General features: G+C 66.7%; 22 protein-coding genes, 1 pseudogene and 1 riboswitch. Of the genes and pseudogenes, 14 read left to right on the plus strand and 9 right to left on the minus strand.

Going from position 1 to position 26,535, the window contains the following annotated elements; all coding sequences use genetic code 11:
* Positions 1-31: 31 nt before the first annotated feature.
* The 3 genes from ACQP2D_RS02305 (at position 32) to ACQP2D_RS02315 (ending at position 5,100) form a co-directional block, all read left to right on the plus strand.
* The gene (locus tag ACQP2D_RS02305) at positions 32-1,624 is read left to right on the plus strand and encodes a GMC family oxidoreductase (protein WP_433682079.1); all 1,593 of its coding nucleotides are present in this window, start codon (positions 32-34) and stop codon (positions 1,622-1,624) included.
* A complete protein-coding gene (locus tag ACQP2D_RS02310; protein WP_433682080.1) occupies positions 1,621-3,318 on the plus strand; it encodes an aldehyde dehydrogenase family protein in 1,698 nt (565 codons plus the stop codon). Before ACQP2D_RS02305 ends, ACQP2D_RS02310 begins: the two co-directional genes overlap by 4 nt.
* 120 nt (positions 3,319-3,438) lie before the next feature.
* On the plus strand, positions 3,439-5,100 hold the full coding sequence (locus ACQP2D_RS02315; RefSeq protein ID WP_433685491.1) for a long-chain fatty acid--CoA ligase: 1,662 nt from the start codon (positions 3,439-3,441) through the stop codon (positions 5,098-5,100).
* Positions 5,101-5,119: 19 nt separating this feature from the next.
* On the opposite strand, the gene ACQP2D_RS02320 is transcribed toward ACQP2D_RS02315, so the two are convergent.
* Positions 5,120-6,553, minus strand: coding sequence for a gamma-aminobutyraldehyde dehydrogenase (locus tag ACQP2D_RS02320; protein WP_433682081.1), 1,434 nt, complete (start codon positions 6,551-6,553; stop codon positions 5,120-5,122).
* Positions 6,550-6,696 (minus strand): hypothetical protein, encoded by a 147-nt coding sequence (locus ACQP2D_RS02325; RefSeq protein WP_433682082.1) that lies wholly within the window; start codon positions 6,694-6,696, stop codon positions 6,550-6,552. Before ACQP2D_RS02325 ends, ACQP2D_RS02320 begins: the two co-directional genes overlap by 4 nt.
* Positions 6,697-6,720: 24 nt before the next feature.
* Here ACQP2D_RS02325 and ACQP2D_RS02330 point away from each other — a divergent pair, with 24 nt between their 5' ends.
* From ACQP2D_RS02330 to ACQP2D_RS02355, 6 genes and pseudogenes are all read left to right on the plus strand, one after another.
* The gene (locus tag ACQP2D_RS02330; protein ID WP_433682083.1) at positions 6,721-7,344 is read left to right on the plus strand and encodes a TetR/AcrR family transcriptional regulator; all 624 of its coding nucleotides are present in this window, start codon (positions 6,721-6,723) and stop codon (positions 7,342-7,344) included.
* A 138-nt stretch (positions 7,345-7,482) separates the two neighbouring features.
* The gene (locus tag ACQP2D_RS02335; RefSeq protein ID WP_433682084.1) at positions 7,483-10,794 is read left to right on the plus strand and encodes a protein kinase domain-containing protein; all 3,312 of its coding nucleotides are present in this window, start codon (positions 7,483-7,485) and stop codon (positions 10,792-10,794) included.
* A 164-nt stretch (positions 10,795-10,958) separates the two neighbouring features.
* A complete protein-coding gene (locus ACQP2D_RS02340; protein WP_433682085.1) occupies positions 10,959-11,420 on the plus strand; it encodes a PaaI family thioesterase in 462 nt (153 codons plus the stop codon).
* A 5-nt stretch (positions 11,421-11,425) separates the two neighbouring features.
* A pseudogene (locus tag ACQP2D_RS02345) lies at positions 11,426-11,584 on the plus strand (SDR family oxidoreductase); the annotation flags it as partial.
* Positions 11,585-11,626: 42 nt separating this feature from the next.
* Positions 11,627-11,845, plus strand: coding sequence for a DUF3263 domain-containing protein (locus ACQP2D_RS02350; protein ID WP_433682086.1), 219 nt, complete (start codon positions 11,627-11,629; stop codon positions 11,843-11,845).
* Positions 11,846-12,298: 453 nt separating this feature from the next.
* A complete protein-coding gene (locus ACQP2D_RS02355) occupies positions 12,299-12,508 on the plus strand; it encodes an EF-hand domain-containing protein (protein ID WP_433682087.1) in 210 nt (69 codons plus the stop codon).
* A gap of 62 nt (positions 12,509-12,570) precedes the next feature.
* On the opposite strand, the gene trpS is transcribed toward ACQP2D_RS02355, so the two are convergent.
* From trpS to ACQP2D_RS02370, 3 genes are all read right to left on the minus strand, one after another.
* Positions 12,571-13,611, minus strand: coding sequence for a tryptophan--tRNA ligase (gene trpS / locus ACQP2D_RS02360; RefSeq protein WP_433682088.1), 1,041 nt, complete (start codon positions 13,609-13,611; stop codon positions 12,571-12,573).
* Positions 13,612-13,834: 223 nt separating this feature from the next.
* The gene (locus ACQP2D_RS02365; RefSeq protein ID WP_433682089.1) at positions 13,835-14,890 is read right to left on the minus strand and encodes an alpha/beta fold hydrolase; all 1,056 of its coding nucleotides are present in this window, start codon (positions 14,888-14,890) and stop codon (positions 13,835-13,837) included.
* 333 nt (positions 14,891-15,223) lie between these two features.
* Positions 15,224-15,493: a hypothetical protein gene (locus ACQP2D_RS02370; RefSeq protein WP_433682090.1), complete on the minus strand. Its 270-nt coding sequence runs from the start codon at positions 15,491-15,493 to the stop codon at positions 15,224-15,226.
* Positions 15,494-15,570: 77 nt separating this feature from the next.
* Between ACQP2D_RS02370 and ACQP2D_RS02375 the strand changes: the two genes are divergently transcribed.
* The 3 genes from ACQP2D_RS02375 to ACQP2D_RS02385 all read left to right on the plus strand — a co-directional run bounded on the left by ACQP2D_RS02375 (position 15,571) and on the right by ACQP2D_RS02385 (position 16,695).
* On the plus strand, positions 15,571-15,951 hold the full coding sequence (locus tag ACQP2D_RS02375; RefSeq protein ID WP_433682091.1) for a glyoxalase superfamily protein: 381 nt from the start codon (positions 15,571-15,573) through the stop codon (positions 15,949-15,951).
* Positions 15,952-16,019: 68 nt separating this feature from the next.
* Positions 16,020-16,505, plus strand: coding sequence for a DUF2752 domain-containing protein (locus ACQP2D_RS02380; protein WP_433682092.1), 486 nt, complete (start codon positions 16,020-16,022; stop codon positions 16,503-16,505).
* 4 nt (positions 16,506-16,509) lie between these two features.
* On the plus strand, positions 16,510-16,695 hold the full coding sequence (locus ACQP2D_RS02385; RefSeq protein WP_433682093.1) for a hypothetical protein: 186 nt from the start codon (positions 16,510-16,512) through the stop codon (positions 16,693-16,695).
* A 7-nt stretch (positions 16,696-16,702) separates the two neighbouring features.
* On the opposite strand, the gene ACQP2D_RS02390 is transcribed toward ACQP2D_RS02385, so the two are convergent.
* The 3 genes from ACQP2D_RS02390 to ACQP2D_RS02400 all read right to left on the minus strand — a co-directional run bounded on the left by ACQP2D_RS02390 (position 16,703) and on the right by ACQP2D_RS02400 (position 22,676).
* Positions 16,703-18,058 carry a M1 family metallopeptidase gene (locus ACQP2D_RS02390; RefSeq protein WP_433682094.1) on the minus strand — a complete coding sequence of 452 codons (1,356 nt, stop codon included), beginning with the start codon at positions 18,056-18,058 and terminating at the stop codon, positions 16,703-16,705.
* Positions 18,058-22,089: a Pls/PosA family non-ribosomal peptide synthetase gene (locus ACQP2D_RS02395; protein ID WP_433682095.1), complete on the minus strand. Its 4,032-nt coding sequence runs from the start codon at positions 22,087-22,089 to the stop codon at positions 18,058-18,060. Before ACQP2D_RS02395 ends, ACQP2D_RS02390 begins: the two co-directional genes overlap by 1 nt.
* Positions 22,090-22,253: 164 nt before the next feature.
* Positions 22,254-22,676 carry a MarR family winged helix-turn-helix transcriptional regulator gene (locus ACQP2D_RS02400; protein ID WP_433682096.1) on the minus strand — a complete coding sequence of 141 codons (423 nt, stop codon included), beginning with the start codon at positions 22,674-22,676 and terminating at the stop codon, positions 22,254-22,256.
* 81 nt (positions 22,677-22,757) lie between these two features.
* On the opposite strand from ACQP2D_RS02400, the gene ACQP2D_RS02405 reads away from it, so the two are divergent.
* Positions 22,758-24,188, plus strand: a complete 1,431-nt coding sequence (locus tag ACQP2D_RS02405) for a DHA2 family efflux MFS transporter permease subunit (RefSeq protein ID WP_433682097.1) — start codon at positions 22,758-22,760, stop codon at positions 24,186-24,188.
* 60 nt (positions 24,189-24,248) lie between these two features.
* Here ACQP2D_RS02405 and ACQP2D_RS02410 read toward each other — a convergent pair whose 3' ends face one another.
* A complete protein-coding gene (locus tag ACQP2D_RS02410) occupies positions 24,249-24,884 on the minus strand; it encodes a LysE family translocator (RefSeq protein ID WP_433682098.1) in 636 nt (211 codons plus the stop codon).
* Positions 24,885-25,009: 125 nt separating this feature from the next.
* Positions 25,010-25,124, plus strand: a riboswitch (SAM riboswitch).
* A 46-nt stretch (positions 25,125-25,170) separates the two neighbouring features.
* On the opposite strand from ACQP2D_RS02410, the gene ACQP2D_RS02415 reads away from it, so the two are divergent.
* Positions 25,171-26,493 carry an aminotransferase class V-fold PLP-dependent enzyme gene (locus ACQP2D_RS02415; RefSeq protein ID WP_433682099.1) on the plus strand — a complete coding sequence of 441 codons (1,323 nt, stop codon included), beginning with the start codon at positions 25,171-25,173 and terminating at the stop codon, positions 26,491-26,493.
* Positions 26,494-26,535: the final 42 nt, after the last annotated feature.

Genomic DNA, 26,535 nt, shown 5'->3' on the forward strand with positions numbered 1-26,535 from the left:
GTGACCGGGGTCATAGGTCCCCGATTTCAAGGTGATTTCGAGAGAGGTGCCGACCGTGTACGACTATGTCGTCGTAGGCGCTGGATCCGCCGGATCCGTGCTGGCCAGCCGATTGTCCGAGGACCCGCGGGTCCGGGTGGCCCTGGTCGAGGCCGGGCCGCAGGACACCGTGGACGAGATCCATCTGCCGGTCGCCTTTCCATCGCTGTTCAAGAGTCCGCTGGACTGGGATTACGACACCGAACCGGAAGCCGGGTTGTACTCCCGTCGCGCCTATCTGCCGCGGGGGCGCGTGGTCGGCGGATCCAGTTCGATGAACGCGATGATCTATATCCGTGGGGCGCGTGCCGACTACGACGGCTGGGCCGCGGGCGGCGCCGATGGATGGAGCTATGACGAGGTACTTCCATACTTTCTGAAGGCCGAGGACAACGAACGCGGCAAGGACGCCTACCACGGCGTCGGCGGACCACTGACGGTGAGTGAGGGCCGATCGCAGCATCCGCTGGGCGATGCGTTTCTGCATGCCGCCGAACAGGCCGGTCACCTCCGCAACGACGACTTCAACGGGGCCGGCCAGCTGGGCGTCGGCCGCTACCAGGTGACACAGCGCAATGGCATGCGGTGCAGCGCCGCGGTCGCCTATCTGCACTCGGTCGCGGACCGTCCCAATCTGACCGTGCTCACCGACGCGCTCGCGCACCGGGTCGTGTTCGAGAACGGCCGCGCCACCGGTGTGGTCATCGGCCGGGGCGGGAGCACGGACGTGATCTACGCCGGACGCGAAATCATTGTGACCGCAGGCGCATACGGATCGGCGCAGCTGCTGCTGCTGTCGGGCGTCGGTCCGGCCGCACAGCTGTCGGCGTTCGGGATCGAGGTGGTCCGCGACCTGCCGGTTGGGCAGAACCTGCAGGACCACCTGTCGGTGTTCCTCAACTACCGCACCGATCACGAGTCGCTGATGACCGCGCTCACTCCGGAAAACCTCGGCCTGCTGCACGAAGCCGGCCGCGGACCGCTGACCTCCAATATCGGTGAGGCAGGCGGATTCATCGAGACTCGCAGCGGCCTCGCCGGTCCGGATATCCAGTTCCATATGGCCCCGGTGCTGTTCCACGGCGAAGGTATGGGTGCCGCCACCGAACACGGCTACGCGTTCGGTCCATGCCTGATCAACCCGACCAGCCGCGGTGAACTAACCCTGCGCTCCGCGGCCCCCGGCACTGCGCCGCGCATCCGCCACAACTATCTCGGCACCGAAGCAGACCGCGCCAGCCTGATCGCCGGTCTGCGCAGCGCGCTGGAGATCGCCGCCCAGCCCGCGCTCCAGGAGCGCACTACCGGCGAATTCCTCACTCCCGCAGGCGATTCCGATGACGAGCTGCTCGACTTCGCGGCTCGCACCGCGCAGACGCTCTACCACCCCACATCGACCTGCGCGATCGGCGCCGTCGTTGATCCGCGATTGCGCGTGCTCGGCGTGCGCGGTCTGCGCGTGGCCGACGCGTCGGTCATGCCGTCGGTAGTCCGGGGCAATACCAATGCGCCCACGATCATGATCGCCGAGAAGGCTTCGGTCATGGTCCTCGAGGACGCCGAATCGGAAGGAAACCGAGCATGACCGCAACCGTGACGGCCACCATCGACGCCGCCGTATCCGCACTGAAAGGCGGTGAAATCCAATGGTCTCGAACCGATTTGGCCGCCCGGCGTCGACTGCTGGAGGAGATCCACGCCAATACGGCGCGGCATGCGCAAGAGTGGATCGAGACCGCGGCGCGGATCAAGAAGCTGACGGTGGATTCGCCCCTGCTGGGTGAGGAATGGGTCAGCGGACCGTACTCCCTGCTCACCGGTGCCGCCGCACTCGCGGAATCCCTACTGGCTCTGGAGCAGGGGCGCAGCCCGGTCGACGGATACCCGATGCGTCCGGCACCCGGCGGCCGTACCGCCGTCGATGTGTTCCCGCACGGCATATTCGACGCACTGCTGCTCAATGGATTCCACGCCGAGGTCTGGTCGCGGCCGGGCGTCGACGCCGAATCCGTCCGCGCCCGTGCGGGACTGGGCCAGCGCACGCCGACCAATACCGGCGGTATCGGTGTGGTGCTGGGTGCGGGCAATATCTTCTCGATCGCCCCGCTGGACGTGCTGTACCAGCTGTACGCCGACAACCGGGTGGTGGCGCTGAAGCTCAACCCGATCACCGATCCGCTGCTGCCGGTGCTCGAGAAGATCTTCGCGCCCATGATCGAGCGCGGTTTCCTCCGACTGATCACGGGCGGTCCGGAGGTGGGATCGGCCCTGGTGAACCACCCCGGGGTGGACGCCGTGCACATCACCGGCAGCGCGATCACCCATGACGCCATCGTCTTCGGTACCGGAGCCGAGGCCGAGAAGAACCGGGCGGCGGGCACGCCCCAGCTGACCAAGCCCATCACCAGCGAGCTCGGTGGCGTCTCGCCCACAATCGTGGTGCCGGGTCGCTGGTCGAGCGCGGACCTGCGCTTCCAGGCCGAACACCTGGCCACGCAGCGGCTACACAACAACGGGTACAACTGCATCGCCGCTCAGGTAGCGGTGGTCTCCGCGGACTGGCCCCAGAAGGAGCGGTTCCTCGCCGAACTCCGCGCGGCGATCGGCCGTGCGCCGCAGCGGCCCGACTATTACCCCGGATCGGCGGACCGCGTCGCGGCCGCACGCCGAACCTATCCGCAGGCGCAGGCGATCGGCGCACGCACACTCATCGAGGGCATGGCACCGGACCGCCACGAACCCGCGCTGCACACCGAATACTTCGCCCCGGTGCTCGGCGTGATCGAATTGCCCGGCGACCCAGCCGAATTCCTGGCGCGGGCAGTCCGCGTGTGCAATGAGGAGATCGTGGGCACGCTCGGCGCGAACATCGTCGCCCATCCCACCACGATCAAACGGCTCGGTGCACGGGTCGAGTCCGCGGTGGCCGAGCTGCGGTACGGCACCATCGCCGTCAACGCCTGGACCGGCCTGGGGTATCTCACCGCCCGTGCCTCGTGGGGTGCGTTCCCCGGGCACACCTTGGCCGATATCCAGAGCGGAATCGGTGTTGTGCACAACGCATTGCTGATCGCCGAACCGGAACGAACCGTGGTCCGCGGTCCGTTCCGTCCCGCGCCGCGGTCGCTGCTGCACGGGGAATTCAGTCTCTCGCCGAAGCCGCCGTGGTTCGTCACCAACCGCACCGGCGCCACGACCCTGCGGCGCCTGACCGACTTCGCGAAGAAACCCCGAATCGCCGCCCTGCCAGGGATTTTCGCCTCGGCGCTACGCGGCTGAGGACAGCGGTCGGCCGGGCCGGGACACGCTCGGGCCCGGCCGGCCGCTGTACCCGGACAACGCCGCGCTCTTCCTGAGAAAGACCAGCACACAATGACTTACAACGACCACGACCTGCCGATGCCGAGCACGATGCAGGACGAACCGCTGTCCTTGGCGACGCTGCTGCGCTACGCCACCACCGTGCATGCCGACGCCACCGTCCGCACCTGGACCGGTAGCGGCTCGCGGGTGCTGACCTACCACGAACTCGGTGCGCAGGCGGCTCGGCTCGCCCATGCGCTGACCGCGCTGGGAATCGGCCGCGGCGACCGGGTCGGCACGTTCATGTGGAACAACAACGAACACCTCGTCGCCTACTGTGCGGTGCCTGCCATGGGCGCGGTGCTGCATACCCTCAATATTCGGCTCTTTCCGGAACAGATCACCTATGTGGCCAACCACGCCGGAGACCAGGTGGTGATCGTCGACGGTTCGCTGGTGCCCGTCTTCACGCAGGTACTGCCGACGCTGCGGACCGTCCGCCATGTCATCGTCGCCAATGGCGACGCCAGCGCATTGCACGCACCCGAGGGTGTCGCGGTACACGAACTGGACACGCTGCTCGCCCAGTACCCGCCCGTATTCGACTTCCCGGTGCTCGACGAGCGGTCTGCCGCCGCGATGTGCTACACCTCCGGCACCACCGGCGACCCGAAAGGCGTGGTCTATTCGCACCGTTCGAACTGGTTGCACTCCATGCACGCGTGCACCGCCGACGGCATGGGCATCCGGGCGGGCGATCGGGTGCTGGCGATCGTGCCCATGTTCCACGCCAACGCGTGGGGCCTGCCCTACGCGGCGCTCATGGTGGGCGCGTCGCTGGTGATGCCCGATCGATTCCTGCAGCCGTCGCCGCTGCTCGAGCTCATGGCAGCCGAACGGCCCAGTTTCGCCGCCGCTGTTCCGACGGTGTGGAACGGCGTACTCGCCGCGGTCGATGCGAGCCCACGTGACCTGGGCCATCTGCGGGCGGTGGTGGTCGGGGGCTCGGCGGTGCCGGCACAACTGATGCGGGCCTTCGAGGATCGCCACGGTGTCCGCATCATCCAGGCCTGGGGAATGACCGAAACCTCGCCGCTGGGCTGCGTCGCCTGGCCCCCGCCGGAAACCGAAGGCGAGGCGGCCTACACCTACCGGGTCACCCAGGGCCGCTTTCCCGCTTCTGTGCGAGCGCGCCTCATCGGCGACGATGGCACGGAATTGCCGCACGACGGAAAATCGGTGGGAGAACTGGAGGTTCGCGGTCCCTGGATCACCGCCTCCTACTACTCGCCGGAGGCGGACGCCGTCGGCTCCGACGCGTTCCGCGCGGGCTGGCTGCGCACCGGCGACGTCGGCACCATCACTTCGGACGGCTACCTGACCCTGGTCGATAGAGCCAAGGACATCATCAAGTCCGGCGGCGAATGGATCTCATCGGTCGAACTCGAGAACGCGATCATGGCGCACCCGGACGTCGCCGAGGCCGCGGTGTTCGGGGTGCCCGACGAGAAGTGGGACGAGCGTCCCGTCGTCGCCGCGGCGTTGCGCACCGGAGCCCAGGTCGACGCGGGTGCGCTGCGGGCGTTCTTGGCCGACAAAGTGGCGAGATGGCAATTGCCCGAACGTTGGACATTCGTGCCCGAGGTGCCGAAGACGAGCGTCGGCAAGTTCGACAAAAAGGTCCTGCGCGCCCGCTACGCGGCGGATGAACTCGAGATCGTGGTCTCGGATTCCGGTACCACGCAAATGAGTTCGTGAGCGGGGCGCGCTGACCGAGCTAGTCGATCTTGGCCATCACATGCTTGACGCGGGTGTAGTCCTCCAGCCCGTACATCGACAGATCCTTGCCGTGCCCGGACGACTTGAACCCGCCGTGTGGCATCTCGGCGATCAGCGCGGTGTGCGTGTTGATCCACACACTGCCGAAGTCGAGCGCGGCCGATACGCGCAGCGCCCGCGACACATCCTTGGTCCACACCGAGGAAGCCAGCCCGTATTCGACGCCGTTGGCCCACCGGATCGCCTCGTCTTCGTCGGTGAACGACTGCACGGTGATCACCGGGCCGAAGATTTCGCGCTGGCTCAGCCGGTCGGACTGCCGCAGACCGCCGATGACGGTCGGCTCGACGTAATACCCGTGGTCGCCCTGCCGGTGCCCACCGGTCATGACCGAAGCGTGATCGGGTACCTCGTCGAGGAAGCCGAGCACCCGCTGTAGTTGGTTGGCGTTATTGACCGGTGGCACCCACGCGTCCTCGTCATCGGTGGTCCTGCCGAACGTCGTTGTCGCATTTCCGGCCTGTTCGGCCAGCGCCGCGGTCAGATCATCGGCCACCGCCGCGTGACCGAGCACCCGGGTGGCCGCCGTGCAATCCTGCCCGGCGTTGAAATAGCCCGAGGCCGCGATACCCACGGCGGTTGCCGTGATATCGGCGTCGGGGAACACGATGACCGGCGCTTTGCCGCCCAACTCCAGATGCGTGCGCTTCAGGTGGGCCCCGGCCGATTCCGCGACCGCACGGCCCGCGGCCACCGAACCAGTGATCGACACCATCTGCGGGGTCGGATGCGCGACCACCGCCGCACCGGTCACCCGGTCACCGGTCACCACGTTGAGCACGCCCGGCGGCAGGTGCTTCGCGGCCAGTTCGGCCAGCATCACCGTGGTCACCGGGGTGGTGTCGCTCGGCTTGAGCACCACGGTGTTGCCCGCCGCGATCGCGGGAACGAACTTCCAGATGGCCATCATCATCGGGTAGTTCCACGGCGTCACCTGCCCGATGACGCCGATCGGCTCCCGGCGGATCCACGAGGTATGGCCCGCCAGGTACTCGCAGGCCGACTTGCCCTCGAGTACTCGTGCGGCGCCCGCGAAGAATCGGGTCTGGTCCAGCATCTGCGGGATCTCCGCGGCCGCGGTGACATGGTTCGGCTTGCCGGTGTTGCGGCCCTCGGCCTGGACCAGCGCGTCGGCGGCATTCGCCAACTCGTCGGCGAAGTCCAACAGCGCCTTCTGGCGGTGCGACGGCGTCGTGCGTTTCCAGTCGCAGAACGCCCTGGCCGCCGCCGCGTACGCGTTGTCGATGTCCTGCTCGTTGGACACCGGGGCGGTGCCGTACTGCTCGCCGGTGGCGGGGTCGACGAGTGCCATCGTCGCACCGCTCACCGAGTCGACGAGCTTGCCGTCGATGAAGTTCTGGACCACTGTCATGATGTCTCCTCGCTTGCTCTGTTCAGCGGCCTTTCTCTGACGTGGAACGTTTCCCCCTTGTCTATGTTGACGCAGCGTGCCGCCGAGATCCGCTCCCGTTCGATCTCGATGCGGGCGCTATTCGGCTCGAGTTCTTCGATCATCCGCGGCTGATACGATCTCGAATCGTGGTCGAGTTCGTCGAGCAGTCGTCCGCACGCAAGACTGCTGTGCAGCGCCGGGGCCTCGCACGCCGGAAGGCCATCCTCGACGCCGCCGAGGAGTTGCTCGGCGCCGAGGGATACGAGTCCGCGACGCTCAAGGCGATCAGCGACCGGACCGGCATCCCGCCCGCGTCGATGTACCACTACTTCGCCGACCGGCATCAGGTCGAGGTCGAGCTGTTGCAGGGCCACCTGCGCGATCTCGATACGCGCATCGCCGCGAACTTGGACCTGCCGCGGGATCTCACCCTGCGTGACGCCGTCAGCGTAGTGATCGACACAATGCTCGCCTACTTCCGCGAGTACCCGAGCTGTATCGAGCTGTGGTTCGCGGGACGGCACCAGAAGCTCACCCAACTGGTGCAGACCTTCGACGACGCCAAGGCAGAGCAGTTGTGGCACCTGCTGATTCGGGAAGAGCTCCTGCTCGCAGACACCCCGCTGCTCGTCGTGCAGCTCGCTTTCGAGGCGGACAGCCGGCTCTTCGATGTGGCGTTCCGGCACTCCCGCACCGGCGATGAGGCCACCATCGAGGAATCACGTCGCCTCGTCACCGCGTACCTCGCGACCTACGGGTCGAGAGCCTGACCGGAATCGGGAGACAGGAGACTCGGGAGCTTTCCGCAGAGCTACCGATGCGCACCCGGCGATATTCTTGGGATACGTCATCGAGAGGTGAGCGGTGGTGTTCTGCCATGGCTTGGATGCGATGAACCGGTGTAGTCGATGACCGAGGCCGATCCATTCGCGACGCAACGTGACGTGTCCAGTTCGGTCGTGGCGGAGTTGGCGGCGGCCGGGTTCGACGCCGCCGCGGAGATCGGTCGTGGCGGTTTCGGTGCTGTCTATCAGTGCAGGCAGGTTTCGCTCGACCGCGTGGTGGCGGTCAAGGTGCTCGCCGCCGATCTGGACGAGGACAATCGGGCGCGGTTCTTCCGTGAGCAGCGCGCTGCGGGCAGGCTGACCGGACACCCCAATATCGTCCATGTCCTGCAGACCGGTGCCACCGACGCCGGGCGCCCTTTCATCGTCATGCCGTATTACCCGCGCGGCTCCCTCGACGAACGGATCCGCCGTCACGGGTCGCTGCCCCTGGAGGAAGCGCTCCGGCTGGGTGTGAAGATGGTCGGGGCGCTCGAGACGGCGCATCGCTCCGGGGTTCTTCATCGCGACGTCAAACCTGCGAATATCCTCTTCACCGATTACGACGAGCCGACGCTGGTCGACTTCGGAATCGCCCATATCGCGGGCGGGTTCGTCACCGGTACCGGCATCATCACAGGTACACCGGCCTTCACCGCTCCGGAAGTGATCGCTGGCGAGCCGCCGAGTCCGGCCGCGGATGTCTACGGTTTGGGCGCAACATTGTTTGCTGCGATCACCGGTCACGCTGCCTTCGAACGCCGCAGCGGTGAGCAGTTGGTGGCCCAGTTCGTCAGGATCACCTCCGCGCCGGTCCCGGACCTGCGGGAGCACGGCATCTCCGAGGATGTCGGCGCCATCATCGAACGCGCCATGTCCAGCGACCCGGACAACCGCCCTTCCGCCCGGGAACTGGGTGAACAACTTCGAACATCCCAGCGCCACCATGGTTTCCCCGTCGATGACATGGCCCTGTACACCCCGCCCTCAGCCGAGCACGGGCCCATGCCATCCGCATATGGGAAGTCCTCCGCGACCGGATCGCATGAGCGTCGACCGCGGGAGACTTCTTCGGGTTCGAGCCGGCCAGGGCGGGTTCCGTTGGAACTGACCAGTTTCGTCGACCGGCGCACGGAGCTGACCGAAGCGACGAACTCATTGTCGACCTCGCGGTTGGTGACGTTGACCGGGATCGGCGGGGTGGGCAAGACGCGGCTGGCGGTGCGGGTAGCCACCAGTGCGCACCGGGATTTCGGCGACGGCGTGGCTTTTGTGGAACTGGGCGAGCTGCGTGACGAGTCGTTGCTGGTGGGTGTCGTGGCGGGTGCGCTGGGATTGCAGGACCGGTCCGTGCGGCCGTTACGCGAGGTGCTCGTCGAGTTTCTCGCCGATCGGGAATTGCTGCTTGTACTGGATAATTGCGAGCAGATGGTGGCCGCGGTTGCCGAGCTCGCCGAATGGTTGCTTCGCGCCTGTCCTGGGGTACGAATTCTCGCGACAAGTCGTGAGCCGATCGGTCTCGACGGGGAAGCGGTATTGCCGATACGCCCGCTGGCCGTCCCCGATCCCGATCGGCTACCGAGGGGCCTGCCTCGTGACGGCGCGATGAGGCTGTTCGCCGAACGGGCTGCCACGGCTGTGGCGGGGTTCGAGCTCACCGAGGACAACAAGGTCACCATCGCCCGGATCTGTCGGCGGCTGGACGGCTTGCCGTTGCCGATCGAGCTGGCGACGGCCCGGTTGCGGGCGATGTCGCCCGAGCAGGTACTGCAGCGGTTGACCGACCGATTCGCATTGCTGACCCGCGGCAGCAGGAGTGCTCCGCCCCGCCAACAGACCTTGCGCGTGTGTATCGACTGGAGCCACGACCTGTGCACACCGGCGGAACAACGAGCGTGGGCTCAGCTGTCTGTGTTCGCCGGCAGCTTCGAACTCGATGCCGCCCAGTCGGTCTGCGGCGACGATCCAGGTGCGGAAGACCTACTCGATACCGTGGCCTTCCTCATCGACAAGTCGATCCTGATACGAGAGGAGTCGGGCACAGCGGTGCGCTTCCGAATGCTCGACACCGTGCGCGACTACGGCCGCGAAAAGGCTCAACAGACCGGCGAATACCTCGAGCTCTGCCGCCGTCACCGGAACTGGTATGAACGGCTGGCGCTCGATGCGAATGCCGACTGGACCAGTCCCCGAGCATTCGAGTGGATCACCAGGTTGCGTCGAGAGCAATCGAATCTGCGACAAGCGCTCGAATTCTGCGTATCCGACAGCCCCGACGCCGGAATTCGGATCGCCGCCGCGATTTGGCCGTTCTGGTTCTCCCACGGCTCGCTCAGTGAGGGGCGCCGCTGGCTCGACCGCTTGATGGCACGCCGCACCGGACAGATCACCGTCGACCAAGGCATGGCGATATACGCTGCCTGCCTCATAGCGGCAATGCAGGGCGACCTTCCCGCGGTGGCCGCTCTGGTGCGCGAAGGGCGAGCGCTCGTCGAGCAGACGACCGACCCACTGACTCGCGCACACATCGACTTGGCCCACGGACTCCTCGCGCTGTACAGCGGGAACCCTTCTGATGCCCGCCCCTACCTCGAGAAAGCCGCCCAGGTGCATGCCGAACGCGGCGACCTACTCCTCCAGATCGACGCCTTGACGTTTCTCGGTCTCACATATGAACTGCGCAACGACAGCCCTCAGGCGATCGAACACTACGAGCACGCGCTCGCGATCACCGAAAACCGTGGAGAAACGATCAACCAGACCTACGTGCAGTTGTCGCTGGCTATTGCGTTGTGGCGGCAGGGCGATCCCGCGCGGGCGACTCGACTGCTCGCGCAGGCACTGCGGGTGAGCCGGATAGTGAACGACCGCACCAACGCCGGCATATGCCTGCAGGTATTGGCGTGGGTTGCCGCCGAAGAAGGCAAGGCCGAGCGTGCGGTCGTGTTGACCGCGGCCGCAGAGCGGATCGGCCGGTCGGTGGGCGCTGCGCCGGTACAGTTTTCGGACCTGCTCGTCCATCAGGAGGAAAGCGAGCGCCGAACTCGACGGGCAATGAAAGAACAGACCTACGTCGCGGCGCAGCGGGAGGGTGCAGCGCTCAGTTTCGACTCCGCCATCGCCTATGCCCTGGGGGAGCACGTCTCGTCTGCGCAAGTGGACGCCCCCGGTCGCAAGCTGACCAAACGCGAGCGGGAAGTCGCCGAACTGGTTGCCGAGGGACTGACCAACAGGGCGATCGCCGCTCGCCTGGTGATCTCACCACGCACCGCAGATAGACACGTCGAACACCTGCTGACCAAATTGGGGTTCACCTCGCGTGCACAGATCGCGGCATGGATCGTGTCATCGCAAAACAAGCCTCCCGAAGCGGGAGCGAGTGTCACCGACTCTTGATTCCCGTGCACTGTTTCGAGCTTCCCCGGCCGCCGAAAAACCAACTTGACGTCGAATTCAAGTTCATGTCGAATGGAGGGCGCGACCAACGCGCCGTGGGGTAGCCGCATTTACCCGGGGCACGGTCGAGGGTTGGCCGCGTACCAGGGAGGAGTTCGAGGGTTATGAGTGAATGGCAGGCGGCGAATCCGCAGGTCGTGCAGGCCGTTGAGGCGGTGGTGCTCGGCATGCCCGCAGCGCGGCATCTGGGCTTTTCGTTCGGCCGAGTGGTACCGGGGGAGGTGGAGATCGTGCAGCCGTATCGCACCGAGCTGACCGAGCACAACGGCAACTTCCAGGGGGGCGTGATCGGTTCGCTCGCCGACTTCGCCGGTGGCTCGGCCGCGGGCACTTTGCTACCGCTCGGGTGGGTGAACATGACGGTCGACTACACCGTCAAACTGCTCGCACCGGCGCGCGGCGAGAAACTGGTGGCGCGTGGGCGGGTCGTCAAGCCCGGCAAGGCGATCACTGTCGCGGCCGCCGACGTCTACGGCGTCGACCAGGGCGAGGAAACGTGGTGTGCCACTGCATTGGTCACCATGCGCAACATCAAGGTCCCCGCCGCGAATCGAGACGGTTCATGATGCGTTTGGCGCGGATCGGCGAACCCGAAGACATCGGTGCCGCCATCGCACTCCTCGTCTCCGATGCGGCGAGTTGGGTGAGGGGGGAGATATTCGTAATCGACGGCGGACAGCGCCTCGGCGATGCGAGCCTTTTCCGGAGAGATACATTCGGCCATGTGTGAGACCCCGAAACCCGCGAAATCGCCGACTCCGCAGGGACTTACATGAGTCCCTACGAGATCGACATCCTGGAATTCGCCACCGAATGGGCTCCGTACGGCGGCAACGACGAAGAGGCTTACGTCCGGTTCGGCCTCACCACCAGAGAATTCCACACCCGCCTGATTCGCCTGCTCAACTCCCCGGCCGCCCGTTCCCTGCGCAATTCAACCATCGCCGAACTCCGCGACCAGTGCATCGATCGCTTGTCCAAACCTTCCTGACCGGCGCTGGGTCGTGTCGGTGCGTCACCGCTACTGGTGGCTGGAGAGGTCGATGCGAATGTTGTCGCTGGTGTTGACGACGAAGACGCGGGCGCGTTCGGCTTTCCGTTGGTGCGGGATCAGGAAGTACCGATCGGGGTGTGCGGGCCAGCAGGAGCAGCCCGCTGTAGGCGTAGCGGTACTTCTCGCCGGGTGCGGTGATCTCGGCGAATCGGGAGCCGCCGTGTTCGCGCGCGATCGTGCCCATTGTGAAGCACGGTCTCTGACCTCGACGCCAAACTCCAGAGGTGGTTCCAGCACGTCAGCGGCCAATTTGCCGAGAATTGGAATTTCGCCACACCGATATCGGCTCAGCCCCTAGCCTTGATGCGTCAGGTTTTTCCAGTACGGCTCGACAACTGTCCGTGCGGAGTGGCGCACCGCCACCCGCCTCGAAGTTGGGAGATGAACCGAATGGATAACAGAGACATTCTCGAAGCATTCAAGGCCATGGATCGCGACCGCGATGGCTTCGTCAGCCGCGAAGAGTTCTTCGAGCACTACGAGAACCAGGGCAAGCATCCCGAGGATATCGAGGCCCTGTTCGACAGGATCGATATGGACGGCGACGGCAAGATCATCGAGCACGAGTTCCTGGCCGCCGCGGCCGGCGGCCGTATCTGAGCGAATCCGGCTGATGCGGATCGGTCCCGGGAGATGACTCCCGGGACCGATTTCTGTCGCGATCAGTACGTCGTTCCCATTGCGGAGCGGACCTCGTCGAGGGTGCGGTCGGCGATGTCATTCGCGCGGGCATTTCCGGTACGGATAACGGTGCGGATGAAGCCGGGGTCGCGGGCGAGGTCTTGTCTGCACTGGCGGTGAGGTGTGAGGAAGTCGTTGACCGCGTCGGTGGTGAGCTTTTTCAGGCCGCCGGAACCGGCGTCGCCGATCTGGTTCGCCAGGGTGTGCTCATCGGTGCCCGAACACAATGCGGCGGTGGTCAGCAAGGCGGAGACGCCGGGGCGGTGTTCGGGGTCGAAGGTGATGGTGCGCTCGGAGTCGGTCGGGGCGCGGCGGATGAGGGTGGCGGTTTGGTCGGCGGTCATGGCGAGGGTGATCGCATTGCCGTAGCTCTTCGACATCTTTCGGCCGTCGAGACCGGGTACTTCGGGTGTCGAGGTGAGCAGGGCTTGCGGCTCCGGAAAGATCCGGCCGTAGCGCTCGTTGAAACGGCGGGCGATCACTCTGGTCAATTCGATATGCGGCAGATTGTCCTTGCCGACGGGGACCAGATTGCCCTTGCAGAACAGGATGTCGGCGGCTTGGTGGACCGGATAGGTCAGCAGGAGTCCGCTCAATGCGCGCCCAGCCGCGGCGTGTTCGGCCTTGACCGTGGGGTTGCGGTGTAATTCGGCCTCGGTGACCAGGCTCAGGAAGGGCAATATGAGCTGGTTCAGCGCGGGGATCGCCGAATGGGCGAAGATCGTGGCCCGGTTCGGGTCGATGCCAGCGGCGAGATAGTCGAGTACGGCGCCGTAGCCGTTGTCGCGGACCGGACCGATGCCGTCGCGGTCGGTGATGACCTGGTAGTCGGCGAGGATGATGAACGTCTCGACGCCCAGGTCGTGCAGCCGGACGCGTTCGGCGATCGTGCCGAAGTAGTGACCGAGATGCAGCGGACCGGTCGGCCGTTCGCCGGTCAGGACCCGGTATCGGCTGGGATTCGTGGTGACGGCGGCAGCGAGTTCGTCACTTCGTTCACGGGTGGTCGCGTAGGAATTCATTGCTCGGCTCCTGGACGGATGGTCTAGGGCCGTACGAAACCTCGTTCCGCGCAGGAACACTCACGGGCTGCGTACAGCCCGTGGACATGGTTAATCGGGCTGCGAAGGCAGCCGGCGCCATGTCTGTCGGAGGTTGATCACCGGTCGACGATAGCAACGACGACCGACGGTGCGCCAGGAAATCTTCTGGGGCCGGGCGCCGTTGACCAGCCCCAGAAGAGGGTCAGCCGGCAACAGCCGGTCTGGGATTGGCGCGCTCGGCGATATCGGCGATCAGGGTGTTGAAGCGGTCGGCGGCCTCGATATTGCCGAGGTGGCCGGTGGGCCAGACCTGGTAATCGGCGAGGTGACCGGCGCGGGTCAGCGCCTCGACGATCGGGCGGGACATGCGCTCGGGCAGCAGGTGGTCCGCGACGCCCGCGATGACGGTGGTGGGAACCGTCAGGTGCCCGGCGGCATCGCCGAGGTCGAGGTCGGCGAGGGCGGCGGCGTGCAGGCCGCGGGTGAGCGGGCGACACGAACGGATGATGCCGAGCGCGAAATCCACCTCGTCGCGGGTCGCGGGCCTGGACATCACGCGGGCCTTGAACACCGCGCTGACCGGCCAGCCGCCGGGCAGCGGAACCGGTGCGGCGAGTGCGGTTTCCGCGATGACGAGCGGGACGCGCACAGTGGCGCCGAGGACCCTCACCGGCCGGCTGGCCACCATGAGCGGCTTGTTGAACAGCGGCAGCAGGTCGGTTTCGTAGCGGATATCGCGGGCCGCGGTGTTGGCGAGGATGACGGCGTTGGCGCGCCGGGTGACCTGTTCCGGATAGCGAGACGCCCACGCTTGCAGCGTGATTCCGCCCATGCTGTGACCGACGAGCACGGCGCGCTTGCCCAATGGCAGGGTGGCCTCGAGTACGGCCTCGAGGTCGTCGGCCAGGGTCTGCGCGCCCGGACCGTCGCTGCCCAGGGTGCTCTCACCATGGCCGCGCTGATCGTAGGCGAGGACGCGGTAGCGGTCGGCGAAGGCGTTGATCTGCGGGTTCCAGTACTCGATGCAGCAGCTCCAGCCGTGGATCAAGACGATGATGTCGCCGTCGGCGGGGCCGTAGGCGTGGACCCTGAGCTTGGCCCCGTCTCCGGTGGTGACCGGGATGACTTCGGGGGCGGTGGCGGGCTTGTTCAGCGACGCGGTCCGGTAGGTACGAGACCGAAGTCCAGCACGGTAGGCGGCGGTCAGCGGTTCGTCTCCGCGCATATCCGCCAGCGTCCTCATCGACTTGACCAGCATTCGGCACTCCTTTGTGTCAGCCGCCACAGTACAGTGCAAGCAGAGTGCTTGCTAGTGCTAGCGCTCCATGGCGAAATCCTGGCTCTATCGGGTGGATACCCGAAATTAGGTCGGCCAATAGTGCTTGTTAGAAGAAACATCGGGCTCGAGTAACTTCTTCCTGGATATCGCCCGGTACCGCCCCGCTCGTTACCGCTCTCGGCTACCCGGTGCTACGCCCAATTCCCCTGTGCCAGCGACGATCCCGGCCTCAAAGGTCACAAAACGGCCACAACCCTCGTCGGGATCCGCCGACAACGGGTGCGGATCCCGACGAGAGCTGCGGGAGAGAGCTCAGCTGGGGGAGAGGAAGTCGGCGATATCGTCGGGCATTACCAGGCAGACCTGGTCGTCCGGATGGAAATCGGTGGGGATGTCGCGGCGGTTCGGGGCACGGACGAAAACAACAACAGAGGATCCGTCTCCGGGGTCTATTTCGACTGCGATCGAGCCGGAGAAATCGCTGTCCGGGGGTGCGTACCAGTGGCCCACATGCCCGAATTCGAGCCTGCGAGCCGCGCTGACCCCGAATCCTTCGAACCGGGTACCACCAGCGGCGTCCACGTCGAAAAATTGTACTCTAGCTGCGGAAACGCCGGAAAGTAATGAAAATGTCGGTGGGCGGTGCGATGGTTTCGGCCATGGCTTCCGATGCGGTCCGGCTGGCGGCGCCGATTCCGGTGCTGCGCATATTCGATATCGCCGAGGCGTACGAGTTCTACTGCGAATATTTGGGATTCACCGTCGACTGGGAACACCGGTTCGGTGCCGGCTTTCCGCTCTACGCGCAGTTGTCGCGGTCGGCGGCGACGGTGCATCTGAGTGAGCATCACGGTGACGGAACTCCGGGATCGGTGGTGTGGATCGCGGTGGACGACATCAATGCGCTGCATGCCGAGCTGGCGGCGGCGGACTACCGCTACGCGAAGCCCGGGTGCCCACAGGACGGTCCGGGCGGGCCGGGTTTCGAAGTGGCCGATCCGTTCGGCAATACCGTGCGATTCGCCCAACCCGAATCGTGAACGACGCTGGTCCTGAGTCGGTTGTGGCGGCGGCGGGGCGGCCGCGACTACCGTTGGTCCTTGTGGAGATGAGGCAGGCAGTACCGGAACCGGTCGCGGGGCCGGTGGCGCAGGCGGACCTGGCAGCGTATCCGGAACCGGCGGCGAAGCGCACCGGGCTGCGCGCCATGGGGTGGCCACTGGTCGCGGCGGGCGTCGGCATCGGCGCCGTGGCCCTGCTGCATTTCCGTGATCCGCACAGCGAAGGCTCGTACGGAATCTGCCCGGTCTACGCGCTGACCGGGTTCTACTGCCCCGGCTGCGGTGGCATGCGGGGTGTGCACAATCTGACCGACGGTCGGATCCTCGATGCGGTGCACAGCAATCTGCTCGTGCTGCCGCTGGTCCTGGCCTTCGTGCTGTGGATCGGTGACTGGTCGCTGCGGGCCTGGCGTGGGGAGCCGATGCGACTGCCGCGGATCAGCCGCACCTCGATGTGGGTGTTCATCGCGCTGCTCATCGGCTATACGGTGCTGCGGAATACGCCGTGGGGGACCTGGCTGACGCCGGTATGACGACATGGAATCGCTGAAGGACAGGGTGCGAGCGAAGCTCTTGCGTCAGCTCGCCGAGGACGGCGCGCTCGATCAGGAACAGGAAGATCCCCGCCTGATCTCCGTCGTAGCCGATCTCGACGCCCTGAACAGCGTCCCGGACGGCGATCCCCTCGTCGAGGAATTGGCCACGCGCTACCTGGTGTTCTGAGGGCGCGTCAACGCGATGTCGAATTGGCCTGTCCGCCGATGGGCGGCAGTTGCGGCAGCGGTTCGGAGAGCAGCCAGGCATCCCACAGCGGCCGCAGCGGCACCAGGCTGTAATGGCTGGCCAGATCGGTGAATTCCTCGGTGCTGACCGAGGCGTGCCGATAGCGAATCGTCCACTCGCGCACCAGATCCCAGAAGGCCGGCTCGCCGAGCTCCAGACGCAGTGCGTGCAGGGTGAGCGCGCCGCGCTTGTACACGCGATCATCGAACATGCGCGGTGGCCCCGGATCGCCGATGATGATGTTCTGCGGTTCCCTGGACAGATTGTGTCGGGCGGCGCGCGCCAGCTGGTCGGCGGTCGGCCCGCCGGCGGCCTCCGACCAGATCCATTCGGCGTAACAGGCGAAGCCTTCGTGTAGCCAGATATCGCGCCACTGACGGATGGTGAGGCTGTTGCCGAACCACTGGTGCGCGAGTTCGTGTGCGACAAGGCGTTCCGCGCCGCGGCGGCCGTCACAGTGGTTGGCGCCGAAGACCGAGATGCCCTGGGCCTCGATCGGGATTTCGAGTTCGTCGTCGGTGATGACGACGGTGTAGCCGTCGAAGGGATACGGGCCGAACTTCTCGATGAACAGCTCCATCATCTTCGACTGGCGGGCGAAGTCGTGTTCGAAATTGGCGCGCAGCCGGGCCGGGGCGACGGCCTGCATCGGCACCGAACCGTGCGGGGCATCGAACCGATGCTTCCGATACGGGCCGATCTGGATGGTGGCCAGATAGCTCGACATCGGTTCGGCCTGTTCGTAGACCCAGGTGGTCTGGCTCGCCTTGGTCTGCTTGCGGACCAGGGTGCCGTTGGCCAGCGCGTAGTACGGGGTGTCGGTGGTGATCGAAATCCGGTAGCTGGCTTTCGAACTCGGGTGATCGTCGCAGGGGAACCACGATGCGGCGCCATTGGGCTGGCTGGCGACCAGGGCGCCCTCGGTCAGTTCCTCCCAGCCGACCTCACCCCACGGCCCGCGCACCGGCTTCGGCACGCCCGCGTACTGCACGACCAGCCCGAGCACTCCGCCCGCCGGAATCCGATGCTGCGGGGTGATCACCAGCTTGCCGTGCTGATGGATGTACTTCGCGGGCTTGGCCCCGTTGACGAAGACCTTGGCGACGGTGAGCGCTTGGGACAGATCGAGTGCGAAACGATCACGCACCGCGGTGGTCACCGCGGTGATCGAGGCCCGGCCTGCCAGGCGGTTGCTGGTGACCCGGTAGGTGAGCTCCAGTTCGTACCGCGATACCCGGTAGCCCCGATTTCCGTTCTGCGGTAGGTATTCGTCGATGGGCTCTTCGTAGAACTTGCCCCGCATCAGTTGACCGCTCCGACCTCGCTCGGCCTCGGCGCCGCACTGGACCACGGCGCGATCGGATTTCCCCACCAGCGGGTGGACGCCGGCACGGTGTCACCCCGCATGACCAGCGACGCGGGGCCGATGGTCGCGCCGTCGCCGATGCTCGCGGCGGGCAGCGCGACACAGTGCGGTCCGAGGGTGGCACCGGCGCCGAGCGTGACGGTGTCCATCGCCATGATCCGATCGTGGAAGAGGTGGGTCTGCACCACACAGCCCCGTTCCACTGTCGCGCCGTCACCGAGTGTCACCAGGTCCGCCTCCGGTAGCCAGTAGGACTCGCACCATACCCCGCGACCGATCTTCGCGCCGAGTCCGCGAAGCCACAGATTCAGCACCGGGGTGCCGGTCGCGGCCCGCGCGAACCAGGGCGCGGCAACGGTTTCGACGAAGGTGTCGGCGACCTCATTGCGCCACACGAACGAACTCCACAGCGGATGTTCCTCGGCGCCGATCCGCCCGACCAGCAACCACTTCGCGATGATGGAGCTGGCGCCTGCGATCGCGCCAGCGGCCAGCAGCACCACACCGCTGAGCAGCGCGGCGGCCAGATAGCCCACCGATTCCGCGATCCAGGCGAGCGTGAACAGCACGCCGAGGCCGATCGCGAAGGTCACCAACACCGGTATCAGCCGGCAGGTTTCGACGATGCCGCGGAAAACCTTGAGCCGCGGGGGCGGATCGAAGGTGCGCTCGGTATCGCCGGTCTCGGAGGCGCGGCGCAGCCGGACCGGCGGGCTGCCGAGCCAGGACGAACCCGCCTTGGCCTTGGACGGCGCGGCCGAGAGCACCGCGACCAGGCCGTTCTTCGGCACCCGCCGACCGGGCGCGGTCATTCCGGAATTGCCGAGGAACGCGCGCTTGCCGACCTTGGCATCGCCGATGCGCAGCCAGCCGCCGCCGAGTTCATAGCTGGCGATCATGGTGTCGTCGGCGAGGAACGCGCCGTCGGCGACGGTGGTGAACTTCGGCAGCAGCAGCACCGTGGAGGCCTCGACGCTCTTGCCGACCTTCGCACCGAGCAGCCGCAGCCACAGCGGGGTCAGCAGGCTGGCATAGAGCGGAAACAGGAAGGTGCGCGCCGAATCCAGCAGCCGCTCGGTGGCCCAGGCCTGCCAGCCGACCCGGCTGCGGACCGGGTGATGGCCCTCGGTGAGTCCGATGCTGAGCAGTCGGACCGCGAGCACCGTCGTCACCGCGTAGACGGTCAGGCTGAGCAGGGTGGCGACGGGCAGGATCGCGAAGCCGCGCCCGAGCGCGCCCGCGAGCGTGGTCGCATCGCGGATGAACCAGGCGATGAACGCGCCGCCGGTGGCCAGGCCGAGAATGGGCATGGCCGCCAAGGCCATCGAGGTCACGCCGAAGATCGCGACCCAGTGTGCGGCCCTGGCGGGGGTGTTGTCCGGCCAACGGTGCGGTGCCTTGCCGACCTTGCTCGCTGGCGAGCCGGCCCACTCCTGTTCGGCCTTGACCTTGCCCGCCACCGAGGAGCCCGGTGCGATCTCGGCGTTCTTGCCGATCCTGCTGCCGGGCAGCAGGATCGATCGCGCGCCGATCACGGCGCCGGGGCCGATGGTGATCGGCCCGATGTGCACGACATCGCCATCGATCCAGTAACCCGAGAGGTCGACCTCCGGTTCCACACTGCAGCCGTCGCCGAGTTCGAGCATGCCGGTGACCGGCGGCAGGGTGTGCAGATCGATACCGGTGCCGATCTTCGCGCCGAGTGTCCGCGCGAACGGCACCATCCACGGTGCGCCGGAGAGGCTTTCGGCGCCGCTGGCCTCGGACAGCCGGACCGCGGCCCACAGCCGCAGATGTACCGAGCCGCCGCGTGGATAGCTGCCCGGCGCGACGCCGCGCAACAGCACCCGCGCACCCGTCGCGCATATCGCCATGCGCCCCGGCGGGGAGATGAACAGCAGGAAGGCGGCCAGCGTCCACCACCACGACAGATGCGGCAGCCACGGCAGTGAGCCGGACCAGCCCGCGATATTCCCGACAATGGCCAGCCAGGTGAGCCACTGCATGCCGGTGAGGGTGCTCAGCGGGACGGTGGCGAGTACCTGTGTCCACTGCGCGCTGCGGGGGGTGGGGCGGACGATGCGGGGTTCGACCGCCTCCGATGGTGCGGTCTCGTCCAGTAGTTCGGCGAGTGCGCCGAGGCGGGGATGGTCGTACAGGTCAGCGACGGCGATGCTCGGATAGCGTTCGCGCAGGGCGGTGACCAGTTGGGCGGCCGCGAGCGAGCCGCCGCCGAGGTCGAAGAAGTCGCTGTCGGGGCCGGTGACCTCGGCGCCGAGAATCGAATCCCACAGTCCGGCGATCCATTGCTCGGTTTCGGTGAGGTCGGCGCGCGGGGCGTCGGTGTCATTGGGCAGCGGCCACGGCAGGGCGTTGCGGTCGACCTTGCCCGACGTGCGGGTCGGCAGGTCGGGGACGATGGCGAGCCGGGGGACCAGTGGGGCCGGGAGTTGTTGAGCGAGTTGGGCTCTGGCCGCGGACAGGTCGAAATCCGGTGCGGTACCGGTGAGATAGCCGACCAGGATCTTATTGCCCGCCTTGGTGGAGCGGATGGCGGCGGCGGCCCCGGTGACGCCGGGCAGATGTTGCAGTGCGTTATCGATCTCGCCGAGTTCGATGCGGCGGCCGCCGAGTTTGATCTGATCGTCGGCGCGGCCGAGGAAGACCAGACCCTCGCTGTCGTTGCGGACCAGATCGCCGCTGCGATAGGCCCGGTCCCAGCCGAGTGACGGCAGCGGAGCGTACTTTTCGGCATCCTTGGCCGGGTCGAGATAGCGGGCGAGACCGACGCCGCCGATCACGAGTTCACCGGTTTCGCCTTCGCCCACCGGGTTGCCGTCGGCATCGATGACGGTCAGATCCCAGCCGTCGAGCGGGAGTCCGATCCGGACCGGGAAGCCGCCGTCGAGCAGGGCCGCACAGGCGACCACCGTTGCTTCGGTGGGGCCGTAGGTGTTCCACACCTCACGGTCGGAATCGGTACGGCCTGCGCCCGGCCCGGCGTGATCCGCTTCCTCATCCGGGTCAGTCGCTCGCGCCGCGGACCGTCCGGCGAGGCGTTCGGCGAGTTCGGGCGGTACCGCCTCGCCGCCGAAGATCAACAGGCGGACCGGGTCGAGTGCCTCGGCGGGCCAGGTAGCGGCCAATGTGGGCACCGTAGAGACGATGCTGATCTCGCGGCGGACCAGCCAGGGGCCGAGATCCGCGCCGGTGCGGACCAGGGCGCGCGGCGCGGGCACCAGGCAGGCGCCATTGCGCCAGGCCAGCCACATCTCCTCGCAGGAGGCGTCGAAGGCGACCGAAAGTCCGGCCAGGACCCGATCGCCGGGGCCGATCGGGTCGTCCTGGAGGAACAGGCGCGCTTCCGCGTCGACGAATGCCGCGGCATTGCGGTGGGAGACCGCGACGCCCTTCGGGGTTCCGGTGGATCCGGAGGTGAAGATGATCCAGGCGTCGTCGTCGGTGGTGGGTCGAACGGTCGATTCGGCTGCGGTCGTTTCCGGGCGCCGATCGGTCCGTTCGACGGCCGCGACCGTCGGTTCGATGCCCTCGACCGTCGCGATGGCGGTAACTCGGGCTTCGCCGAAGACCAGTCGGGCGCGCTCCTCCGGATCGTCGGCGTCCACCGGGACGTAGGCGGCACCGGCATAGAGAATGGCCAGGATCGTGACGTAGAGCTCATGCGAACCGGACGGCATGCGGACGCCGACGCGGTCGCCCGGTCGCACGCCCGCCGCGATCAGATCGACGACACCGGCGTCGATCTCGGACAGCAACTCGGTATAGCTGAGTACCACGCGGCCGTCATCGATCGCGGGTGCCTCGGGGTGGGCCTGTGCGGTGCTGTTCAGAACGTCGACAAGGGTCCTGGCCTGCGGCGCGAGTGCGGCGCGGAGCAAGGGGTGTGGCGTCGGGAGCCCGGTCGCCTGGTCCTTGCCCGCCGCGGTGTCGACCTGCGGCTGCAGCATTACGTCCTGCCCACCTCTCATAGACCTGCCCAGCGCTTTCCCCGTTGTTGTTTCACAGGATGGTTACCAATGGGCAAACGCCACGGTGACCAACTGTCTACGGTACCTGCGGTATCGGCATGTTGTCGTCGACCGAACCGGGTGGTCGGTTGGCAGTGGCGGGCTCAGATGTCTTCGCCGAGCGCCTTCAGTGCCAGGCGGTGCAGGGTGCGCCGCTCCTCGTCGTCGAGGCGGTACAGCACCCGCTCGGCGGCCTGCTCGATGAGTTCATCGGTCTTGCGGCGCTCGGCCCGTCCGGCTCGGGTGATGGAAAGCCGGTACTTGCGCCGGTCCGTCGAATCGCGGGTGCGGACCACGAACCCGGCGTCTTCCAGGCCGTCGATCAGCCGCACCACCTCGCTGCGATCGATGCCGAGCGCGGTGGAGACCTGCTGCTGGGACAGGTCGTCGAACTCCTCCAGGCAGACCAGCACCCAATGTTCGCGCAGGGACGTGCCCATTTCGGCATGTACGGCCTTGTGCAGCTTGCCGAGCGCGTAGGTCGGGAAGCGGAGCAGGCCGCGGGGGTGGATGTGGTCGGCGGGCATTCGATAATTGTATCTATTGTTGATGTTATCGATTGTTGATAGCCTCCACAATCTAGGTTGTCTACAAATAGCGGAGGATCCATGTCGGATACTCGAACGGCCGTCGCCGCCACCGCGCCCGCACTCGCACTCGAACCGATTCCGGCCCGGGTATGGCGGGTCGCCGGTGTGGTGGTCTTCGGCGCCGTGATGAGCATGTTGGATACGTCACTGGTCAATATCGGCCTGAACACCATCGCCACGGATCTCGGTGCGGCACTGGACAGTGCGCAGTGGATCGCGAGCGGATATCTGCTGGCACTGGCCGTGACGCTGCCGCTGTGCGGTTGGCTCGGACGCCGGTTCGGGATGGATCGGGTCTGGTTGAGCGCGCTGGCCGCGTTCACCGTCACCTCGGGGTTGTGCGCACTCGCGCCGAATATCGGTTGGCTCATCGGGTTGCGGATCGCGCAGGGGTTGGCCGCGGGTTTGCTGGTGCCCGCGGGGCAGACGCTGATCGGTCAGGTCGCCGGTCCGCAGCGGCTGGGCCGGGTGATGAGCGTGGTCGGGATCGCGGTGGTCGCCGCACCCGCGATCGGGCCGACGGTCGGCGGCGTCATGCTGGCGAACCTGGACTGGGAGTGGTTGTTCCTGATCAATATCCCGTTCGGGCTGGTGGCGTTCGTACTCGCGCGCCGGGTATTGCCGCGGGCGGCGACGGCGGATACCCAGGGCCGATTCGACACCACCGGATTCGCGTTGATCGGCGTCGGTCTGTCGGCATTGGTCTACGGGCTCGGTGAATTCGGTAGTCGCGGTAGCATTTCCGCGCCCACGGTATGGGTTTCGGTGCTGGTCGGTGCGCTGGCACTCGGACTGTTCGTGGCGCGGTCGGTACGTGGGCACGGTGCGAATCTGCTCGACGTCGGACTGTTCCGGCATCCGGTGTTCGCGACGGCGAATGTGGCGAACTTCTTCGCCGGTGCCTCGATGTTCGGGTCGATGCTGGTGCTGCCGTTGTACTTTCAGGTCCTGCACCGCGATGGTCTGATAGCGACCGGATTGCTGCTGATGTCGTTCGGGCTCGGCGGCATTATCGCGATGCCGATCGGCGGCCGGTTGACCGATCGGTACGGCGGTGGTGTTGTCGCGGTGGTCGGCAGTGCGGTCACGGTCGCCGTCACGGTGCCGTTCGCGCTCGGCGATGCCTCGATGAATCCTGTTGTGATACAGGCGCTTTTGCTGATTCGCGGCATGGCGACCGGGTTGACCGGGATGCCCATCGTCGCCGCGGCCTATGCCGCGGTGCGGCCCCAGCAGATGCCCGATGCGGCATCGTTCGTCAATATTCTGCAGCGGGTCGGCGGGTCGATCGGAGCGGCATTGCTGGCGGTGGTGCTGTATCGCGCAGCCGCCGCCGGATTGCCGGTGGATGCCGGGTTCCGGCAGGCGTTCTGGTGGCTCACCGCCGCCGCGGTGGTTTCGCTGATCGCGTCGGTGCTGCTGTGGCGCAAGGAGATTCAGCCGAACTAGCGACGCCGTGCGCCTTGTCGACGGCTACCCGAGGTGGCCATCGACAAGGCGCGCAATGGATTACGCGGCCGACGCGGCGGTGCCGATCCCGAGTGCCGCGAGGATGGCCGCGCTGATCTGCTCGAGCCGATCGCGAACCCGGGGGCGGCGCAGCATGGCCACCGCCCGGGAGGCCAGCAGGGCGAGCAGGATCATCTCCACGGCCGCGATGCTGCATTCGATGGCGCCGAGCGCGAGGGTGTTCGCGAAGGTGACATCGGTGAGGAATTGCGGCAGCACCGCCAGGTAGAACAGCCCGACCTTCGGGTTGAACATGCACGACACCAGCCCCGCGGCGAATGCCGAGCGAACTGAGGTCGCCGCGTCCGTGCCCGGCTGACCGGACACCTGCGCGGTGTCGGTCCCGCGCTCCTTGCGGTGCTCGACCAACGCCCGAACTCCCAAGTACACCAAGTAGATTCCGCCGATGACCTTGAGCATCCGGTAGGCGGTCGCGGACTGTTCCAGCAGTGCGGCGACCCCGGCCGCGACCACCACCGCCCAGACGATGCCGCCCAGTGCCGAACCGATTGCCGCGGCGATGCCAGGTCGTGCGTCCACGATCGAGAATCGCAGCACCAGGAACGAGTCCGGACCGGGCGTGATCGACAGCAGAACGCACAGACCGATAAAGCTGAGCAGCAGGGAAAGCGTCACCACTCGATGAGATCGCAGATCGTCCGGCTTTGCAAGGTTATTTATTTGAGTGCATGGATATGCATTGAAGGGGCGACGAAAACGGCGGTTGACACAGCGGTGCGGCATCTGCCAATCTCGGTTCAGGTCATGAGTACCAGCGTCAAGCCCCGGCTAGCTGGTCGGCAACCCTCCTCCGCGGTGGGGTGCTCCGGGTGATCGACCGGGCCGCAGCCCGACCGGGTGCGGCAAGCGCGGACTCGGATAATCACCTGATTACGGGTCCCATAGCCGATGGGATTTTGTGATGGCTGCTGTTGTTGACCAGACCTGTTCCGCCTTCGCCCGGGTCTCCGGTGACGACCTCCGGGTGCCGCTGGTCCAGGGCGGGACGACCACCTACGCCAACTTCGACTACGCCGCGAGCGCACCGGCACTGGCGCAGGTCACCGACCGGGTGCAGCAACTGCTGCCGTACTACGCGAGTGTGCACCGCGGCGCGGGTTACGCCTCGCGGATCTCCACCGAGTGCTACGAAGCCGCCCGCGGTTCGGTCACGCGTTTCCTCGATGCCGCCGACGACCAGGTGGTGGTATTCACCCGCAACACCACCGATTCGCTCAACCTGCTCGCCGCCTGCGTCCCCGGCGACACCGTGGTGCTGGATATCGAGCATCACGCGAACTTCCTGGCGTGGACCCGGCACGGCCGCCGCGTCGTGCGGGCCGCGGCGACCGTCGAGGAGACCATCCGTCAGCTCATCGCCGAATTGTGCAGTAGGCCAGCCGCATTGCTCGCGGTCACCGGCGCCTCCAATGTGACCGGTGAGGTCCTGCCCCTGGAGCGCCTGGCCACTATCGCCCACCAGTGCGGAGCCCGCATCCTGGTCGATGCCGCGCAACTGGCACCGCATCGTCGAATCAGCCTGCGCGACACCGGTATCGACTACCTCGCCTTTTCCGGTCACAAGCTCTACGCGCCGTTCGGCGCGGGAGTGCTCGTCGGACGCCAGGATTGGCTCGATGCCGCCGAACCGTATCTGGCGGGCGGCGGCGCGGTCCGCGAGGTCGGCGTCACCCGCACGGAGTGGGCATCCGCTCCACAGCGTCATGAGGCCGGTTCCCCGAATGTCCTCGGTGCGGCCGCGCTCGCCGCCGCATGTGACGCGCTCTGTGCGATCGATTCCGAATCCCTCGCCACTCACGAACATCTGCTCGCCGATCGGCTGCGCACCGGCCTGTCCGCCATTCCGGGCGTCAACCTGCTGCGCATCTGGGACGACAGTCCGGACATCGTCGGCATTGTCGCCTTCACCCTGGATGGTTTCGTCCCCGGCCAGGTCGCGGCCTACCTCTCCGCCGAGCACGGCATCGGCATTCGCGACGGCCGCTTCTGCGCCCATCCCTTGCTCGCGCGCCTCGGCCTCGATGGCGCTCTGCGCGCCAGCATCGGCCTCGGCACCAGCTCCGCCGATGTGGACCGCCTGATCGATGCCATCGCCACCCTCGTTGCCAAGGGCGCGAGCTGGAACTACGCCTGCACCGATGGGCAGTGGAATCCGACCCCCGAGACCCGCCCCTTCACCAGCACCCATGCCACGGACGGCGCCGCGCCCTGCGTGATCGGCTAACGCCGCCGACTTCGTTCCGAGAACTTCACCGCGCAGGGAACG

The sequence above is a fragment of the Nocardia sp. CA-119907 genome, assembly GCF_050955995.1.
In the GTDB taxonomy this organism is placed as follows: domain Bacteria; phylum Actinomycetota; class Actinomycetes; order Mycobacteriales; family Mycobacteriaceae; genus Nocardia.